We start from the raw sequence: 16,669 nt of genomic DNA on the forward strand, positions 1-16,669 counted from the left end.
ACGGTTCCTAGAAGCTGTGGCGCACGCCGAAGGTGACGCCGGTCTGCGTGCGATCGACCGTGGGGCTCTGCGCATTGAGGCCCACGAGCTGCGCGCCCACCAGTCCGCCGCGGTAGATCGAACGGTCGACCTCGGCATAGAGCATGGTGCGCTTCGACAGCAGGTAGCCCGCCACCACCTGGTACTGGCTGGCCGAGCCGTCGAAGTCGCTGGTGTGGCCGCGCTGCCGCGTGAACCAGGCGTTGAAGGCCAGCGTGAGCCAGGGCGTGGCCTTCCAGGTGAGGCCACCCAAGGCCATGCGGCGCTTGGCGAAGCCGCCTGGGAAGTTGGCATCGAGCACCTGGACCGGCGAGATGATGCCGAGCCCGGCAAGATCCACGGGCGTGAACGGTCCGTTGGCGAAGGAGGTGAAGGCGTTGTCGCGCCGGTTGCCGATGTAGCCGGCCTGCAGCGTGAGGTTCTCGCCGATCAGGAACTGGGCACCGGCGGTGGCGATGTCGAAGCGCGCATGCGAGGCATCGTCGGTGCTGCGCATGAAGGCCGCCGCGAGCTTCACCGGGCCCTTCTCGGGGATGTAGGCCAGGCCCGCGCCGATCTGGCTGCCGCGGCGCGCCGAGCCCTCGCCTTCGCCGATCGCGTACTGCGCGAGCAGCACCACGTCGCCGAGCTGCGCGCCGTAATGGACCATGTTGTTGGTCTTGCTCGCGGCCAGCAGGGTGTGCTCGGGTTTGAAGGCGTTGAAGTAGTCGCCCCAGAGGTTCGAACCATAGGCGAGCGAGGCCGCTTCCATCGCCACGTTGTACTGGCGCCCGAAGGTCAGCTGGCCCCAGCGGTCCGACTGCAATCCGACCGAGGCGATCTGGAAGTGCTGCGGATCGCCCTCGGGCACGCGTTCGCCGTTGCGGATGTCGAAGTGGCTCTCGACCTGGAACAGCGCCTGCAATCCCCCACCGAGGTCCTCGCTGCCCTTGAGGCCCCAGAAGCTCTCGGAGAGCCCGCCGCCGCGGCTCATGCGCAGCCGCGAACGGCTTCGATAGGGAACGCCCTCGGCCGTGTACTCGGCGCCATGGCTCTCGTAGCGCAGGCTGGCATCGACGGTGCCGTACAGGGTGACGGTGCTCTGCGCCTGGGCCGCGGTTCCCGCGAGCACCAGCAATGCCGCCGATGCGATCGCGATCTGCTGTCTCATGTTGTGTCTCCTCCTGCCGGGTGGCTTGGAGCCCGGGCGTTGACCACGGGCTGGAAGTGCGCCGTCTTCGCGGCGCGGGCGGATGATAGAACGATGTTCTTTAATAAATCAACGTTTCTTTTGGGAGCGTTGTTTTTGATCAGGTCGAGGTCGTAGCGGGCTCACGCCGATGGGGTACTCCCCTCCGCGAATGTCCCCCGCCTTCGGCTCCTCCTTTATTTCGCTGCGGGGAGTACCCCATCGACGTGAGCCAGGGCGCAGCGGTTGTTGAACCGCCGGCACCACCACTGCGCCTCCCGTGCACAGGGCAGTGGGTGCTTCCCGCAGCGAAATTAAGGAGGAGGCCGAAGGCCGGGGGACATTCGCGGAGGGAAGTACCCGCTGTCCTGTGCACGCCCCCCGACCCGCAACAAGCCCGCCCTAAGATCCCCACCATGCCCTCCAACCGAACCTGGCGAACCGCCATCGCAGCCCTCTCATTCGTGGCAGCAACAGCAGCGACGGCCGCCCCCACAGCCCAGGTGTTCGACCGCGTCGCCAAACCCGAAGCGGTCGATGCCCAATGGCGCCCCACGTTGTGTGCGCTGCTCTCGAAGTCCTGCAGCGCCGAGGAGCTCGGCCTCTACCGGCCGCGCGGCAGTGCCGAGGGTGAATACGTGGTGCTGTCGGTGAAGCCGCTCGCGATGGCGCGCGTGCAGAGAACTGCGGACGGAAGCTGGCACCTGCAGCGGCTGCATGACTTCTCGGCCTACCAGGGCACGCCCTCGAAGCTAGGCGGTGGCCGCGAGCCGCAGCGCTCGCTCGCGCCGGCGCTCTATCCGCTGGCCAACGGCCGCTGGGCGGTCGCGGTGCAGAGCGCGTTCAGCGACATGTACTCGGGCGGCGGCGCCAGCTTCGTCGTCGCCGACTTCGTACCGTTGGAAGGGGACCCGGCCACCGCCAAGCCGGCCTACGAAGACATCCCTTTCTGGTGCTCGCAGATGATCCGCGCCTGCTTCTCCGAGAAGGAATACAAGACCTCGCCGCACTGCCACGACGAGACCTCGGGCAGCCTGCGCATCGCCTATGCCGATGCCGCGCGGCCCGGTGCTGCCCATGGCTGGAGCTTCAGCTGGACCGAGAGCGAATGGCCCGCGCACAAGCCGCGCAGCGCGCGGCGCAGCGGCACCACGCGCTTCACCGCGGCCGACACCTCGGCCGTGCCGTTCTGCGGCGGTCCGCAGTAGCGGGGCGGCTCAGTCCGCGGGCGGCGGTGCTTCCCATGCGAAGCCCACGCCGTACACCGAGCGGATCCAGTCGTGCCCGGGCGTCACCGCGCCGAGCTTGCGGCGCAGGTTCTTCACGTGGCTGTCGATCGCGCGCTCGGTCACGTCCACCGTGTCGTCGTACGCCAGCTCGAGCAGCCGCGCGCGCGAGAAGATGCGCCCCGGATGGCGCGACAGCACCTGCAGCAGCCCGAACTCGCGGCGCGTGAGGTTCAGCGGCGTGCCCTCGAGCGAGGCGCGCCAGTGCACGTCGTCGAGCACCAGCCCGGGCGCCGCCTCGTTCGCGGCGCGGCCCGGCGCTCCTTGTTCGGACACGCCCGGCGCCGCGCGGCGCAGCACCGCGCGCACGCGCGCCACCAGCTCGCGCGGCGAGAAGGGCTTGCAGACGTAGTCGTCGGCGCCGAGCTCCAGGCCCAGCAGCCGGTCGACCTCCTCGATGCGCGCCGTCAGCATGATGATCGGATGGGCCGTGTGCTCGCGCGCGCGCCGCAGCACCTCGATGCCGTCGAGCCGCGGCAGCATGATGTCGAGCAAGGTCAGGTCGGGCGGCGAGGCCACGATGCTCTCGAGCGCGCTCTGGCCATCGGCGAAGTGCGCGGTTTCGTAGCCTGCGTGGCGCAGGTAGTCCTGCACCACCGAGGCGATGTCGGCTTCGTCCTCGACGATCACGATGCGGGTCATGGGGAGGTCAAGGTGAGTTGGCCAGCGGCAGGGTGAGGGTGACGCGCAGCCCGCCCATCGGCGAGGGCGAGGCATCGATGGTGCCGCCATGCGCCTCGATGGTGGCGCGGCAGATCGAGAGGCCCAGGCCCGAGCCGCCATGCTCGCGGCTGCGCGAGGTCTCGCCGCGGAACAGGCGGTCGAACAGGCGCGGCAGTTCGCTCTCGGGCACGCCCGGCGCGCTGTCGTCGAACAGCAGTGTGAGGCTGTGGCCGGTCCATGGTCCTTCCACCGTGACGTCGATGCGCAGCACGCCGCCGGGGTCGGTGTAGGCCAGCGTGTTCTCGAGCAGGTTCATGAAGACCTGGTGCAGCCGGTGCGCGTCGCCCTCGATCGCCGGTTGCTTGCGCGCCGCGATCAGGTCGATGGCGCGGCGGTCCACCGCGATGCCGCGCTGCGCGAAGCGGTCGCGCGTGTGGTCCAGCGCCTCCTTGAGCAGCGACAGCGGATAGACCGTGGTGGTCGGCAGGTCGCTCTGCGGCGCGCGCATGCTGCTGCGCAGGTCGTCCACCAGCTGGCCGAGCCGGATCACCTGGCGGTGCAGCCGCAGCGCCGTGCGTTCGTCGAAGGTGCGCACGCCGTCCTGCAGCGCCTCGATCTCGGCGCGCATCGCGGCCAGCGGCGTGCGCAGCTCGTGCGCGGCATCGGCCAGCCAGGCGCGACGCGAGGCTTCCACGGTGTCGAGGCGCTGCGCCATGTCGTTGAAGGTCTTGCCCAGCAGCGCGAGTTCGTCCGAGCCCTGCACCACCACGCGCGTCGACAGCCGGCCGCGCGCCACGTCCTGCGCCGCCTGCGTCAGGTCGTCGACTGGCTTGAACCAGCGCCGCGCCAGCAGGTAGGAGAGCGCGAGCGCGAACATCAGGCCCGCGAGGCCGGTGAGCACGATCACGCCCGACTGCCGCGCCAGGAAGGCGCGGTCGGCCTCGCTCTCCAGGCCCTGCAGCGGCGCCAGCGCGAGGTAGCCGATGACGGCCCGGCCGCGCCGTATCGGCAGGCGTGCTGCGTTCTCGGGATCGATGGTCGCGCCCACCACGCGCGCGCCCTGCGCGTCGAGCACCGCGAGCCGCTGGTAGATCGAGTCGGCCATCGCGCGCGGATCGGCGAAGAAGAAGGGCGGCGGCATCGCCGGCATCGCGCGCCGCGGCAGCAGCTCGAGCTGGCCCGGCGGCATCGGCGGCGGCCCGTTGTCGGGGGCGCCCTCGGGCGGGTCGACGCGCAGCGTGCGGTACTCGTACCAGGGCGGCAGCCGGCGGTCGTCGGGCGCGCTGGCGTTGTCGAGCACCGTGGCCACGCGGCCCATCTGCAGCCGGTGCCAGGCCTCGTCGTTGTCGCGCAGGCTCTTCCAGTCGCCGTTGAGCACGTAGTGCTTGAGCACCAGCTGCGAGAGCCAGTCCATGCGGCGGATCTCGATTTCGGCCACGTAGGCGCCGAGGCCGCGCTGCAGCGCGAGGATCGAGAGCCCCGCGAAGCTCAGCAGCAGCACGATCAGCAGCGCGGCGAGCGCCAGGAAGATCTTGCGGGAGAGGGTCAGGCGCAGACGCGGCATGGTCTCGGGAGGTGAGGGCCGCATTCTGCGACAGGCGATGCGGGTGGCGCGGGCATGGCAGTCGGTGCGGCGGACGGAGGCGTCATCGGCAAGCCGCCGATCATGACCGCCAAATGTGGAGGAATCTGGGAGGGCCGATCTCCCATTTTTCTCCCGAATCGGCACGCACGATGGCGGCCATGACACCGTGCATCGACCTCCTGTGGCCCGCGCTCCTCGCGCTGTTCGGGCTGTTCGCTCCCGCCTGGATCTTCGCGATCCACTGGGCCGAGGGCCGCGCCACGCGGCCTGGCGTGGTCGGCGGCACGGCCGTCGGCGAGGAGTCGGCATGACCCCCGCGGAGCGTTCACCGTCGCTGGACCGGCGCGCGCTGCTGGCCATGCTCGGCGCGATCGGCCTGTCGGCCTCGGCGGGTTTCGCCGCCTCGGCCTGGCCGGCGCGTGCCCTCGGGCATGGCCCCGTGAAAGCGGTGCATGGCCCCCGGGCGCCCGAGGCCATGGCGCTGCCCGAGGAAGTTCCGCCGCCACCGCGCACCGGAGGCTGAGCCATGCAGGGCACGACGATGCTTCCCGCGGCGCCCGCCGAGCGCCGCAGCCGGCGCATGCAGCGGCTGGCGGGCGCGCTGGCCTTCTGCGGCCTCGCGGCCGGCACGGTGGTCGCGGTGCGCGACGAATGCCCGCCCGAGCCCGGCGGGCGTGGCACGGGGCGCCGCATGCCGGTCTCCACGCTCGCGCCGATCATGGACGTCGAGCGGACCGCGCTGCCGCAGCAGGCCCGGCCCCGGCCCGGCCAGCCCGTCGACATCTACAGCCCCACCGCGCCGAAGCCGGGCACGCGCCGCGGCGCGGGGGCCTGTCGCTACCAGGCGCGCTGAAACTCAGGCCGGCCGCTCCGCGAAGCTGAAGCCCACGCCGTAGATCGAGCGGATCCAGTCGTGCGCGGGCGCGGCGGCCGAGAGCTTGCGGCGCAGGTTCTTGATGTGGCCGTCGACCGCGCGCTCGTTGACCTCGAGCGCCTCGGGGAACGCGGCCTCGAGCAAGGTCGAGCGGCTGAACACCCGGCCCGGGTCGCCCGAGAGCGCGCGCAGCAGCAGCAGTTCGCGCCGCGTCAGCGCCAGCGGCCGGCCCTCGAGCCGCGCGCCGCCGTCGGCCTCGGCGAAGGCCACGGCCGCCGAGGGCCGTGCCGCGTGCCGGCGTTGCGCATGGCGGCGCAGCACCGTGTTCACGCGCGCCACCACCTCGCGCGGCGAGAAGGGCTTGCAGACGTAGTCGTCGGCCCCGAGGTCGAGCCCGCGCAGCCGGTCGGCCTCGCGCGTGCGCGCCGTCAGCATGATGATCGGATGGTCGCTCAGCGAGCGCACCGCCTCCAGCACCCGCAGCCCGTCGATGCGCGGCAGCGCCACCTCGAGCAGCGTGAGCGCGGGCGGCGCATGCAGGATGCGCTCGAGCGCGGCCGCGCCGTCGGCGATCTGCTCGACCTCGTGGCCGGCGTCGTGCAGCAGGCCGTGCAGCACGGCGGCGCTGCTGTGCCGGGCGTCTTCCACCAGCAGGATGCGGGCCATGGCGTTCAGAACGAGGTGCCGATCTGGAACTGCAGCCGCTGCGTGCGGTCGGCCGCGATGCCGTTGGCCGTGTCCGCCTTCTGGTAGAGCAGCGGCACCGCGTAGGCCAGCCGCAGCGGCCCGAGCGGCGAGATCCAGCTGATGCCCAGGCCGGCCGAGGCGCGCAGCTTGTTCTGCGCCTTCCATTGCGCATCGCTCATGCTGGCCGTGCGGTTCGCGAAGACGTTGCCCGCGTCGAGGAAGGTGTACAGCCGCAGCGAACGGTCGTTGCCCGCGCCCGGGAACGGCGTGCTGAACTCGAGGTTGAAGATCGCCTTGCGCGTGCCGCCCAGCGAGCCGCCCGACACGGCATCGACCGGCCCCAGCGAGTTCTGCTCGAAGCCGCGGATCGAGCCCAGCCCGCCCGCGTAGAAGTTCTTGAAGATCGGAAAGGCCGCGTCGCCGAGCGCGCGCGCATAGCCGAGCTCGCCGTTGAGCGCCAGCGTGTACTGCTTCGACAGCGGGAAGTACTGCTGGTACTGGTAGTTGCTCTTCAGGTAGCGCAGCGCGCCGCCCACGCCCACCTCGAGGTTCGCGCTCTGCAGCCGGCCCTGGGTCGGGATCAGCGCGCTGTCGCGGTCGTCGCGCGACCAGCCCAGCGTGGCCGGAAACGCCACCATGCTGCGGTTGGCGCAACTCACGCTGGGCGCGGTGCCGGTGCACTGGAAGTAGTCGAGGTAGGCCTGCGGCGTGCCGGTGTAGACATAGGAGCCGTCGACCAGCGTGTAGGTGCCGTTGCTGCCGGGCGTGAACGCATAGCGCTCGACGCCGATGCCCAGGTAGATGCGGTCGAGCTCGCCCACCGGGATGCCAAAGCGCACCGAGCCGCCGTCGCTCGCGAGCTTGTAGTTGCCGTCGGCCTCGTAGTAGGGCCGCGTGGTGGTGTGGAACAGGTTGACGGTGCGCGAGATCCCGTCCTTGGTGAAGTAGGGATCGGTGGCGGTCAGCGAGATCGTGCGGTTGTAGGAGCTGGTGTTGACCTGCAGGCCCAGGTAGTTGCCGCTGCCAAACACGTTCTCCTGCGTGATGCCGAAGCTCAGCGAGATCTTGTCGGTCGACGAATAGCCGGCGCCGAGCTGCAGCGAGCCGGTGGGCTTCTCGGCCACCGTCACCGCGATGTCGACCTGGTCGGGCGAGCCGGGGATCTCCTGCGTCTCGACGTTCACCTCGGTGAAGAAGCCCAGCCGGTCCACGCGGTCGCGCGACAGCTTGATCTTGTTGCCGTCGTACCAGGCGCCTTCGTACTGGCGGAACTCGCGGCGGATCACCTCGTCGCGCGTGCGCGCGTTGCCGCCGATGTGGATGCGCCGCACGTAGGCGCGGCGCGAGGGCTCGGCCTTCAGCACCATCGTCACGCGGTTGGTGGCGCGGTCGATCTCGGGCCCAGCCTGCACGCGCGCGAAGGCGTAGCCGAAGGTGCCGAAGTAGTCGGTGAAGGCCCTGGTGGTCGCCGTGACCTGCTCGCCGTTGTAGGGCTGGCCGGGCTTGATGGTGACCAGCGTCTTGAATTCGTCATCGCGGCCCAGGTAGTCGCCCGCGAGCTTCACGCCCGCCACCGTGAACTTCTCGCCCTCGCTGATGTTGACCGTGACCGTGAGGTCCTCGCGGTCGGGCGAGATCGCGACCTGGGTCGAGTCGACGCGGAACTCGAGGTAGCCGCGCGTGACGTAGTAGCTCTTCAGCGTCTCGAGGTCGGCGTTGAGCTTGCTGCGCGAGTACTGGTTCGACTTGGTGTACCAGCTGAGCCAGCCGCCGCTGTCCTGGTCGAACAGGTCGAGCAGCGTGCTCTCGCTGAAGGCCCGGCTGCCCACGACGTGCACCGCGCGGATGCGCGCGGGCTCGCCCTCGGTCACGCCGAAGCTCAGGTTCACGCGGTTGCGTTCGCTCGGCGTGGCGGTGGTGACCACCTGCGCGTTGTAGAGGCCGCGGCCCAGGTACTGGCGCTTGAGCTCCTGCTCGGCGCGGTCGGCCAGCGCCTTGTCGTAGGGCCGGCCCTCGGCCAGCCCCACTTCGCGCAGCGCCTTCTGCAGCGCGGCCTTGTCGAATTCCTTGGTGCCGACGAAGTCGACATCGGCGATGGTCGGGCGTTCCTCGACGATCACCACCAGCACGCGGCCGGTGACGTCGATGCGCACGTCCTTGAACAGGCCCAGCGCGAACAGCGCGCGGATGGCCTCGCTGCCGCGTTCGTCGCTGTAGGTGTCACCGGCGCGCAGGCCGAGGGTCGCGAAGACGGTGCCCGCCTCCACGCGCTGCAGGCCTTCGAGGCGGATGTCCTGCACGGCGAAGGGCTCGGCGGCCCGGGTGGAGGGTGCGATCAGCGCAGCGAGCAGCGCCAGGCCCGCGAGGGACTTCGGAGAGTTCATCGGCGCATGGTTTCGTCCAATGTCGGAGAAATTTGGGACGCCGCGCCGAGTTCACTTTCTCTCCTTTATTGCAGCCCGATGGCGTTGGCGGTCGGCCAGGCCGGGGCCGCCATCGGGGCCCGCGCGCCGGGCTCGCCGCAGGCGCGGCAGTTGCGCAGGTGGTCCTCGAGGCTCAGTTCGCCCTGCACCTCGAGCAGCCGCTGCACCGTGCGTTCGACCGCCTGCGCATCGAGCAGCGGATAGCTGCGCGCGGTGCGGCCGTTGTTGCGCACCAGCCGCGCGATGTAGGGCAGGTCCTGCTGCGTGATGACGGCCGCGGGCATCACGCCCTCGAGCGCCACGCCTTCGCAGGGCAGCAGCACGAAGTACTGCAGCCGCAGGTCGTCGGGCAGCAGGCTGCGCAGCTGCGTGGTCTTGCGACCGCCCTGCCAGGCCGGGTCCTTCACCTCGCGCGCGCGGTTGCAGCCCTGCAGCCGCAGGAACCAGCGCGGCGGTGCCTGGTCCGATTTCTTGCGGTAGACGAAGGCGTTGCGCCAGGCCTTGATCTCGAACAGGTAGACGCCGGTCTCGCAGACCACCACCGCGTCGATGCGCGCGGTGCGCACCGCGCATCCCTCGGGCATCGGGATGATCAGGTTGCGAAGAATGCGCAGGTGGTCGAACGCGGGGCTGAATGCGTTGGCGAGCTGTTGCACGCCGAGCGAGGCGGCGAGGGTGCTTTGCAATGCGATGGTCATGGTGGCTCCTTCGAGTTAGGGCCTGTTGACGCTATGCAAGGGGTCGCGTTGCCCCGCAAAGGGGCTGGATGCAAGGCGCCCGTGCGCAGCAAGGCTGATGCCTTGCAAGCGCGGGCAACGCCGCAGACGGCCCCTTTGCGGGGCAACCCGAAGGGAAGCTCGCCAGAGCCCGCCCCTCGGCGTTGCGCTCCTAGCGTGTGCGGACGCACACGCGTCGTCGCGCGCCTTGATGGGCGGGCTCTGGCGAGCTTCGCGACCCCTTGCATAGCGTCAACAGGCCCTAAAGCATCGCGCGGCTTTTGGGAGACTTTTGGTAAGGACGGCATTGGGGTGTTCGCGCATCGATTGCGCGCAAAAACAACATTCGCCCCCATGCACCAGATTCCTCCAAATTTGGACGAGAGCATCCGTTCCGGCCGCTCGATGAAGAGCGCCGAAACCGGAGAAACCTGAATGAAGAAATCCCTCACGGCCCTGGCCGCGCTGACCGTCACCGGCCTGGCCTGCGCCCAATCGTCCGTCACCCTGTTCGGCGTCATCGACGCCGGCGTGAGCTACCAGTCGGCCACCTCGCGCAATGCGATCACCGGCATCACCAGCAAGCAGAGCCAATGGAGCCTGGCCAACTCGGGCTACAACTCCAGCCGCATCGGCTTCAGGGGCACCGAGGACCTGGGCGGCGGGCTGGCCGCGAGCTTCTGGCTCGAGGCGCCGATCACCAACGACGACGGCGCGACCGGCATCGCCAACTTCAACCGGCGCTCCACCGTCAGCCTGTCGGGCGGCTTCGGCGAAGTGCGGCTGGGCCGCGACTACACGGCCACCTTCTGGAACGACACCGTGTTCGATCCCTTCGGCACCAACGGCTCGGGCACCAACGTCATCAGCACGGTGAGCGCCAGCACGGGCATCGGCAACAGCAACTACACGCGCGCCAGCAACATGGTCGCGTACTTCCTGCCGCCCAACCTCGGCGGCTTCTACGGCCAGGTGCAGTACAGCCTGAACGAGAACGTGCGCACCAGCGCCACCGACCTCACGGCCGCCACCAGCAGCAGCGCGGGCCGCTACGTCGGCGGGCGCTTCGGCTATGCCAACGGGCCGCTCGACATCGCGCTGGCCGCGGGCCAGAACGTGGCGGTCGACACCACCACGCTCACGCGCAAGGTGCAGACCGTCAACCTCGGCGCCTCGTACGACTTCGGCCCGGTCAAGCTGTTCGGCGAGATCTCGAACGTGCAGAACAAGTTCGACACCGGCCTCTCGAACACGCACGACAGCTACAAGGGCTACCTGATCGGCGCCACCGTGCCGGTGGGCCCGGGCCTGATCCGCGCCTCGTACTCGACGGTGCGCTACAACGAGGGCGCCGCCGGCATCTTCGGCGAGGACCCGCGCGTCAACAAGCTCGCGCTGGGCTACGTGCACAACCTGTCGAAGCGCACCGCGCTCTACGCCACCATCGCGCGCGTGAGCAACCGCAACGACGCGGCCTACACCGGCAGCCTCACGGCCGCCAGCACCACCGGCTACGGCACCACGGGCGTGGGCTACACCGGCCTGCCCAAGTCCTCGACCGGCTACGACTTCGGCATCCGTCACGCGTTCTGACGCCGGCATGCGCCCGCGCGCACTTCGTGATGCGTGGGCGCGCGTGCCGTGCGCGGCCGCAGAAGAAAAGAGGAGAAGCTTTCATGACATTCCACATCCGCTGCCTGGCCGGCGCGCTGGCCGCGGCCAGCCTCGGCGGCTGCATCGTGCTGCCGCCGCCCATGGCCTACGGCCCGCCACCGCCGCCGATGACTCCGCGCCTGTCGATGCCCGGGCCGCTGACCGCGCGCCTGATGCCGCTGCCGGCCTGGGACATGTGCGAGGGCGAGCCCGAGGGCGCGCGGCCCGTGCCGCCGGGTCCGCGCGGCGATGCGCTCGCGGGCCGCTGCGAGCGCACGCCCTCGGGCGCGCTCGAGTACCGACCCGGCGCGCCGCGCTGAGACCGGCGCGCGCATCCATGCAGACCGGCAACCTCGGCCTCGTCATCGCCAGCGTCATCGGGCTCGGCTTCGCGGGCGTCTTCGGCCTGATGGGCTCGCTGCTGGTCGCGAACCTGCGCGACGGGGCGCGGGCGCGCGAGGCCGCGGCGCGTGCGCGCGACGAAGCGCTGCAGCGGCTCGGCCGCAGCGCGGTGCACGACCTGCGCGCGCTGCTCGGCGCGGCGCTGCCGCGCGCCGCCATCGAGCTGCCACCGCAGGCCGTGCCCGTGCTGGCGGTGGAGAGCGAATTGCGCGAGCTGCTCGCGCAGATCGCCGCGCAGGCGCTGCCGGCCGCGCCGCGCGATGGGCTGCGCGTGCATGCGCGCATCGAGGGCGCGCAGGCGGTGGTGCATTGGCGCGCCGTCGGCGTCGCGCCGATGCGTGCCTGCGAGCGCATCGCGGCCGGCCTCGGCGGGCGGCTCTATGCGGCCTCGCATGCGGGCGGCCCGCTGGGGCTTACCTTGCGGCTGCCGCTGCATGGCGGCCCAGTGCCGGGCTGAAGTTCAGCCGGGCAGGCGCTGCGCCCAGGGCAGCACCTTGTCGAGCGGCATCGGCCGCGCGAGGTGATAGCCCTGCATCAGCGGGCAGCCGAGCGCGTTGAGCGCCTCGAGCTCCTCGCCGGTCTCCACGCCCTCGGCCACCACGTCGATGCGCAGCGAATGGCCCAGCCGGATCACCGACTCGACCAGCACGCGGTTGCCCGGCGAGGCGGCCAGGCCGAGGATGAAGCTGCGGTCGATCTTGACCTGCCGCACGTACTTGCTGCGCAGCGAGGCCAGCGAGGAATAGCCGACGCCGAAGTCGTCGACCACGATCGCCACGCCGGCGTCGGCCAGCGCATGCAGCCGCGCGCTGGCGGCGAAGGTGTCGAGCGCGATCTCCTCGGTGATCTCGATCTGGATGCGGTGCGGCGCGATGCCGTGGCGCGCGATCTCGCCGAGCACGATGCGGTCGAGCGCGAGCTGCGACATCTCGCGCGGCGAGACGTTCATCGCCACCGGCACGGCCTCGAAGCGCGGGTCGGCCGCGGCCAGTTCCTGCAGGCCGACGCAGATCTCGGCCAGGATGTGGCGCAGCAGCGATTCGGCCAGGCCGGTGCTCGCGGCGGCGCGGATCACGTCCTCGGGCGGGATCCAGCCGTGGCGCGGATGCTGCCAGCGCAGCAGCGCCTCGAGGCTGTGCAGCCGGCGGCCGCCGTCGGCCAGGATCGGCTGGTACCAGACGCCGATGGCGCGCGAGGCGACCGCGCCGGGCAGGTCGCGCTCGACGTCGCGCCGCGTCACCAGGCGCTCGCGCAGCGCTTCGTCGAAGCGGCGGCAGCGGCTGCGGCCCGCGCGCTTGGCCTCGTGCAGCGCCTCGTCGGCCGAGCTCAGCATGTCGGCGATGGACACGCCGCGCTCGACGCAGATGCCCACGCTCGCGCTCAGCTTGCCGCCGTACTGCGCGGTGGCCGAGGCGATCGATTCGATCAGCGCCTGCCCCACCTGGTCGGGCGAGGGGCCGCCGTCCTCGGCGATGAACAGGGCGGCGAACTCGTCGCCGCCCCAGCGGCCCAGGATGGCGTCGCGCCCGGCCAGCTCGCGCTGCAGCCACTGCGCCACGTCCTGCAGCACGCGGTCGCCCATCTTGTGGCCGAAGGCATCGTTGACGGCCTTGAAGCCGTCGATGCCGAGGATCAGCAGGCCGTGCTCGCGCTCCTTGCCGCCGGCATCGATGCGCAGGCTCGAGGCCTGGGTGAAACCCTCGCGGTTGAGCAGGCCGGTGAGCGCGTCGTGCGCGACGCGGAAGGCGAGCTGGCGCGTCGATTCGAGCGACAGCGTGTGCGACTGGCGCAGGCGCGCGGCCATCGACACGGCCTCGTTCTTGAGCCGGCTGCCTTCGCGGAAGCCGCGCGCGCTCTGCAGCGCCGCGCGCACCAGCGCCGCGAGGTAGACCAGCACCATCGCGGCCAGCGCGAGGTGGTCGAAGCCGCCGGCCCAGACCAGGCAGCCGAACACCGAGAGCAGCGCGGGCGTGATGAAGCTGATCGGCACCGGCGCGTAGGCGATGCCGTAGGTGACCGAGCCGGCGCAGATGCCGCAGACCACGGTCAGGTAGAACAGGGTCTGCGGCGAGGTGTAGCCCTCGCACAGGATCGGGATCAGCGCCCAGACCGAGCCCGACAGCAGCGCGAACAGCCAGGCCAGGCGCAGCTCGTGGTCGACCGCGGGATCGCTGCCGTTGGCGCCGGGCGAGGCCACGAAGGGCCGGCGGCAGACGAAGATGCGCGTGATGTTGACGGCCAGCGAGAGCGTCAGCCAGGCCAGGCCGAGCGCGGTCAGGTCCGAGTGGTGGGCCAGCAGCGCCACCGTGAGGCTCAGCACCAGGTTGACCGGGATCGCGGCGAGCACGCTGCGGCGCACCGCCAGCATCTGCTCGGTGCGCACCATGCGCGACAGCGCGGGGCTGTCGGGCGAGCCAGCGGCTTCTTCTTCCTGCGGGGCGGAGGAGGCGTTCATGAAATGGATCGGCGACGCATCATGCACCGGTCCGCCGCATTGCGCAGCGCGGCACGGCCGCCGTGGGCGGCCTGCGCGGTTCCCCTCGGGGTCACCGCGCGCGGGAGGGTTGCCGCAACGGCACCCTTCAGCGCACCGTCGACATCACGGTCGCGCGGCAGCGCGGCTGGTCGCGCGGCGCGAGCAGGACGCAGTTGTCGAGCGCGCGCTGCTGCATGTCGCTGAGCTTCGGCGGTTCGCGGTAGACCGGCGGGGGCGGCGGCGCGGCATAGCGCTGGCGGCGCTCGTACTCCCAGCGGTCGCGGTCGTCGCGGCTGCGTTCCCAGCGTTCGCGTTCCCAGCGATCGCGGTCGCGCTGGCGGTCGAAGCGCAGCCGGTCCATGCACGAGTGGAAGTCCATGCCCGAACGGCCGCTCGCGCAGTAGCGGCGGTCGGCTTCATAGACGTCCATGTCGCGCTGGGCCAGCGCGGGGGCGGTCTGGATCAGGCCCAGCAAGGCCAGGGCGGCAAGTTTCTTCATGGTGCGCTCGTCGAAGAGAAGCCGTGAGGCGGGTGGATCGGGGCGGTGCCTGCTCGGGGCCGCAGTCTGACCGTCGGCATGGCACGAAGTTTCTCATGCTCCGGACCCCTCGCTCTTCGGACGCGCGAGCTTCTTGTTGTAGGCGCGCGCGGACTGCATGCCGCGTCGCGCCTGCGCCACGCTAGCGCGCGACGGTGACCGCGCCGACGTGCATCGTGCGGCCCGCGCCGATGCCCGCGATCAGCATCGCGACGCCGACCGCGACGAACAGCCACGAGGCGGCGCTGAAGCTGCCGGTCCAGCCGTGCAGCAGCCCGGCCAGCAGCGGGCCGAAGGCCGCGATGACATAGCCCACGCCCTGCGCCATGCCCGAGAGGTGCGCGGCCACGTGCGAGTCGGGCGAGCGCAGCACGATCATGGTGAGCGCCAGCGCGAAGGTGCCGCCCTGCGCGATGCCCAGCAGCACGGCCCAGACCCACACGCCGCCGAGCGGCGCGAACAGCTGGGCCAGCATGGCGGCCACGGTGAGCAGCGCGAGCGCCACGGCCAGGCCGATCTGGTTGCGCAGCCTGACCGCGAGCGCGGGGATCACGAGGCAGGTCACGACCTGCGTGATGACCGAGACCGAGACCACGTAGCCCGCGGTGTCGCTGGCCAGCCCGCGTTCGCGCAGGATCGGCGCGAGCCAGCCCATGACGATGTAGGCCAGCGCGGACTGCAGCCCCATGAAGCAGGTGACCTGCCAGGCCAGCCGGTCGCGCCACAGGCCGCGCACGGTGAAGCCGGCTTCGCTGGCGATCGGCTTGAGCGGCAGCGCCTGCGGCGCCCACAGCAGCGTGACCAGCGCGGCCGGCAGCGCCCAGACCGCGAGCGCCGCGGTCCAGCCGCCGCCCAGCGCATGCTCGATCGGCACCGTGAGGCCGGCCGCGCTCGCGGCGCCGCCGCACACGGCCATGGTGTAGAGGCCCATCATCAGCGCCGCCTGCCCAGCGAAGTCGCGCTTGACCAGCCCCGACAGCAGCACGTTGGCGACCGCGATGCCGCTGCCGGCGATCGCCGAGGCGACGAACAGCAGCGGCACGTGGCCGGTGCCGCGCAGCAGCGTGCCGACCAGGATCAGCGCCATGCAGCCCAGCAGCGTGCGCTCGGTGCCGAAGCGCCGGCCGAGGCCGGGCGCGAGCGGTGCGAACAGGCCCAGGCACAGCACGGGCAGGGTGGTCAGCAGGCTGGCGGCGGTGGCCGACAGGCCGGTGGAGCGAATGATCTCGGGCAGCACCACCGAGAGGCTGGAGAACACCGGCCGCAGGTTGAAGGCGATCAGCACCACGCTGGCACCCAGCAGGATGCGGCGGCCGCGGCTCGGCGCCGGGGTGGGCGGCGGCGCGGGCTGGCTGTCGACCTCGGCGTCGATCAGCAGCTGGCCGGCATCGGCATCGGCGGGCGCGTTGCGGCGGGTGGCCGTGGGGAGGGTGGTGGCGGTCATGGGCGGGACGGCGCGCGTGGGCCGCCGGTGGGGGGGTCGGTGCCGGCGGCGAGCGTCGCGATCATGGGCGTCATGAAGGCGCGCACGGCGGCGTCGGCGCGCTCGGGGTCGCGGCTGGCGATGGCCTCGACGATCGCGCGGTGGGCCGCGTCGTCGGGCTCGGGCAGCAGCGTGCCCATGGTGCTGGCGATCGTGTCCTTGATGTAGCCGCCGATGAAGCGCACGGTTTCGGCGAGCGCGAGGTTGCCCGCGATGTCGACGATGGCCAGGTGGAAGGCGAGGTCGCGCTCGATGAAGGCCGCGCCGCCGTCGCCGGGCGCGGGCGTGCCGCGGCCATCGAGCAGGGCGTGGAGCTGGCGCAGGTCCTTGGGCGTGTGGCGCAGCGCGGCCAGCCGCGCGGCCTGCACCTCGAGCGCGCAGCGCACCTCGAACTGGTCGAGCAGGCTGGCCAGGCGCAGCTTCTGCAGGCTGGCGCCGGGATCGAAGCCCGAGCGCACGTAGGTGCCCGAGCCCTGGCGCACCTCGAGCAGGCCGCGCGAGACCAGCGTCTTGACGGCCTCGCGCACGGTGCCGCGGCTCACGCCGAGCAACTGGGCGAGTTGCGGCTCGATGGGAATGCGTGCGCCGACGGGCCAGCGGCCGGCGGATATTTCGGCGCGGATGCCGTTGGCGGCGGCTTCGACGAGGGAGGTGCGGGGGGCTTGGGCGAGCATGA

The 16,669-nt window shown here is 71.3% G+C and carries 17 protein-coding genes; 7 read left to right on the forward strand and 10 right to left on the reverse strand.

What is annotated here, in order from left to right; genetic code table 11:
• Positions 1-7 precede the first annotated feature (7 nt).
• The gene (locus tag BM109_RS24470; RefSeq protein ID WP_093348470.1) at positions 8-1,189 is read right to left on the reverse strand and encodes a porin; all 1,182 of its coding nucleotides are present in this window, start codon (positions 1,187-1,189) and stop codon (positions 8-10) included.
• A 434-nt stretch (positions 1,190-1,623) separates the two neighbouring features.
• On the opposite strand from BM109_RS24470, the gene BM109_RS24475 reads away from it, so the two are divergent.
• On the forward strand, positions 1,624-2,415 hold the full coding sequence (locus BM109_RS24475; RefSeq protein ID WP_256222755.1) for a hypothetical protein: 792 nt from the start codon (positions 1,624-1,626) through the stop codon (positions 2,413-2,415).
• A 9-nt stretch (positions 2,416-2,424) separates the two neighbouring features.
• On the opposite strand, the gene BM109_RS24480 is transcribed toward BM109_RS24475, so the two are convergent.
• Together BM109_RS24480 and BM109_RS24485 are read right to left on the reverse strand one after the other, a co-directional pair.
• Positions 2,425-3,135: a response regulator gene (locus BM109_RS24480; protein ID WP_093348473.1), complete on the reverse strand. Its 711-nt coding sequence runs from the start codon at positions 3,133-3,135 to the stop codon at positions 2,425-2,427.
• 7 nt (positions 3,136-3,142) lie between these two features.
• Positions 3,143-4,720, reverse strand: a complete 1,578-nt coding sequence (locus BM109_RS24485) for an ATP-binding protein (RefSeq protein WP_093348475.1) — start codon at positions 4,718-4,720, stop codon at positions 3,143-3,145.
• Positions 4,721-4,899: 179 nt separating this feature from the next.
• Here BM109_RS24485 and BM109_RS41310 point away from each other — a divergent pair, with 179 nt between their 5' ends.
• The 3 genes from BM109_RS41310 to BM109_RS24490 are packed head-to-tail and all read left to right on the forward strand — an operon-like array spanning position 4,900 to position 5,594.
• Complete coding sequence (locus BM109_RS41310; RefSeq protein ID WP_177239448.1) at positions 4,900-5,052, forward strand: hypothetical protein; 153 nt, start codon at positions 4,900-4,902, stop codon at positions 5,050-5,052.
• Positions 5,049-5,264 carry a hypothetical protein gene (locus tag BM109_RS40905; RefSeq protein ID WP_143129252.1) on the forward strand — a complete coding sequence of 72 codons (216 nt, stop codon included), beginning with the start codon at positions 5,049-5,051 and terminating at the stop codon, positions 5,262-5,264. Before BM109_RS41310 ends, BM109_RS40905 begins: the two co-directional genes overlap by 4 nt.
• Before the next feature lie 3 nt (positions 5,265-5,267).
• Positions 5,268-5,594 (forward strand): hypothetical protein, encoded by a 327-nt coding sequence (locus BM109_RS24490; protein WP_093348478.1) that lies wholly within the window; start codon positions 5,268-5,270, stop codon positions 5,592-5,594.
• A gap of 3 nt (positions 5,595-5,597) precedes the next feature.
• Here BM109_RS24490 and BM109_RS24495 read toward each other — a convergent pair whose 3' ends face one another.
• From BM109_RS24495 to BM109_RS24505, 3 genes are all read right to left on the reverse strand, one after another.
• On the reverse strand, positions 5,598-6,281 hold the full coding sequence (locus BM109_RS24495) for a response regulator (RefSeq protein ID WP_093348480.1): 684 nt from the start codon (positions 6,279-6,281) through the stop codon (positions 5,598-5,600).
• 5 nt (positions 6,282-6,286) lie between these two features.
• The gene (gene bamA / locus BM109_RS24500) at positions 6,287-8,686 is read right to left on the reverse strand and encodes an outer membrane protein assembly factor BamA (protein WP_093348483.1); all 2,400 of its coding nucleotides are present in this window, start codon (positions 8,684-8,686) and stop codon (positions 6,287-6,289) included.
• 65 nt (positions 8,687-8,751) lie between these two features.
• Positions 8,752-9,423, reverse strand: a complete 672-nt coding sequence (locus BM109_RS24505; RefSeq protein ID WP_093348486.1) for a nuclease-related domain-containing protein — start codon at positions 9,421-9,423, stop codon at positions 8,752-8,754.
• A 453-nt stretch (positions 9,424-9,876) separates the two neighbouring features.
• Here BM109_RS24505 and BM109_RS24510 point away from each other — a divergent pair, with 453 nt between their 5' ends.
• The 3 genes from BM109_RS24510 to BM109_RS24520 all read left to right on the forward strand — a co-directional run bounded on the left by BM109_RS24510 (position 9,877) and on the right by BM109_RS24520 (position 11,953).
• Positions 9,877-11,034, forward strand: coding sequence for a porin (locus BM109_RS24510; RefSeq protein ID WP_093348488.1), 1,158 nt, complete (start codon positions 9,877-9,879; stop codon positions 11,032-11,034).
• 83 nt (positions 11,035-11,117) lie between these two features.
• Entirely contained in the window at positions 11,118-11,414 is a 297-nt protein-coding gene (locus BM109_RS24515; RefSeq protein ID WP_093348491.1) for a hypothetical protein, read from the forward strand.
• A 17-nt stretch (positions 11,415-11,431) separates the two neighbouring features.
• Positions 11,432-11,953 carry a hypothetical protein gene (locus BM109_RS24520; RefSeq protein WP_093348493.1) on the forward strand — a complete coding sequence of 174 codons (522 nt, stop codon included), beginning with the start codon at positions 11,432-11,434 and terminating at the stop codon, positions 11,951-11,953.
• Between the two features lie 3 nt (positions 11,954-11,956).
• Here BM109_RS24520 and BM109_RS24525 read toward each other — a convergent pair whose 3' ends face one another.
• From BM109_RS24525 to BM109_RS24540, 4 genes are all read right to left on the reverse strand, one after another.
• On the reverse strand, positions 11,957-13,951 hold the full coding sequence (locus BM109_RS24525; RefSeq protein ID WP_093348496.1) for a putative bifunctional diguanylate cyclase/phosphodiesterase: 1,995 nt from the start codon (positions 13,949-13,951) through the stop codon (positions 11,957-11,959).
• A gap of 127 nt (positions 13,952-14,078) precedes the next feature.
• Positions 14,079-14,471 (reverse strand): hypothetical protein, encoded by a 393-nt coding sequence (locus tag BM109_RS24530; protein ID WP_093348498.1) that lies wholly within the window; start codon positions 14,469-14,471, stop codon positions 14,079-14,081.
• Positions 14,472-14,652: 181 nt separating this feature from the next.
• Positions 14,653-15,954, reverse strand: coding sequence for a CynX/NimT family MFS transporter (locus BM109_RS24535; protein ID WP_093348501.1), 1,302 nt, complete (start codon positions 15,952-15,954; stop codon positions 14,653-14,655).
• Positions 15,951-16,667 carry a FadR/GntR family transcriptional regulator gene (locus tag BM109_RS24540; RefSeq protein ID WP_093349253.1) on the reverse strand — a complete coding sequence of 239 codons (717 nt, stop codon included), beginning with the start codon at positions 16,665-16,667 and terminating at the stop codon, positions 15,951-15,953. Before BM109_RS24540 ends, BM109_RS24535 begins: the two co-directional genes overlap by 4 nt.
• Between the last annotated feature and the right edge of the window lie 2 nt (positions 16,668-16,669).

The sequence above is a fragment of the Variovorax sp. PDC80 genome, assembly GCF_900115375.1.
Lineage (GTDB): Bacteria > Pseudomonadota > Gammaproteobacteria > Burkholderiales > Burkholderiaceae_C > Variovorax.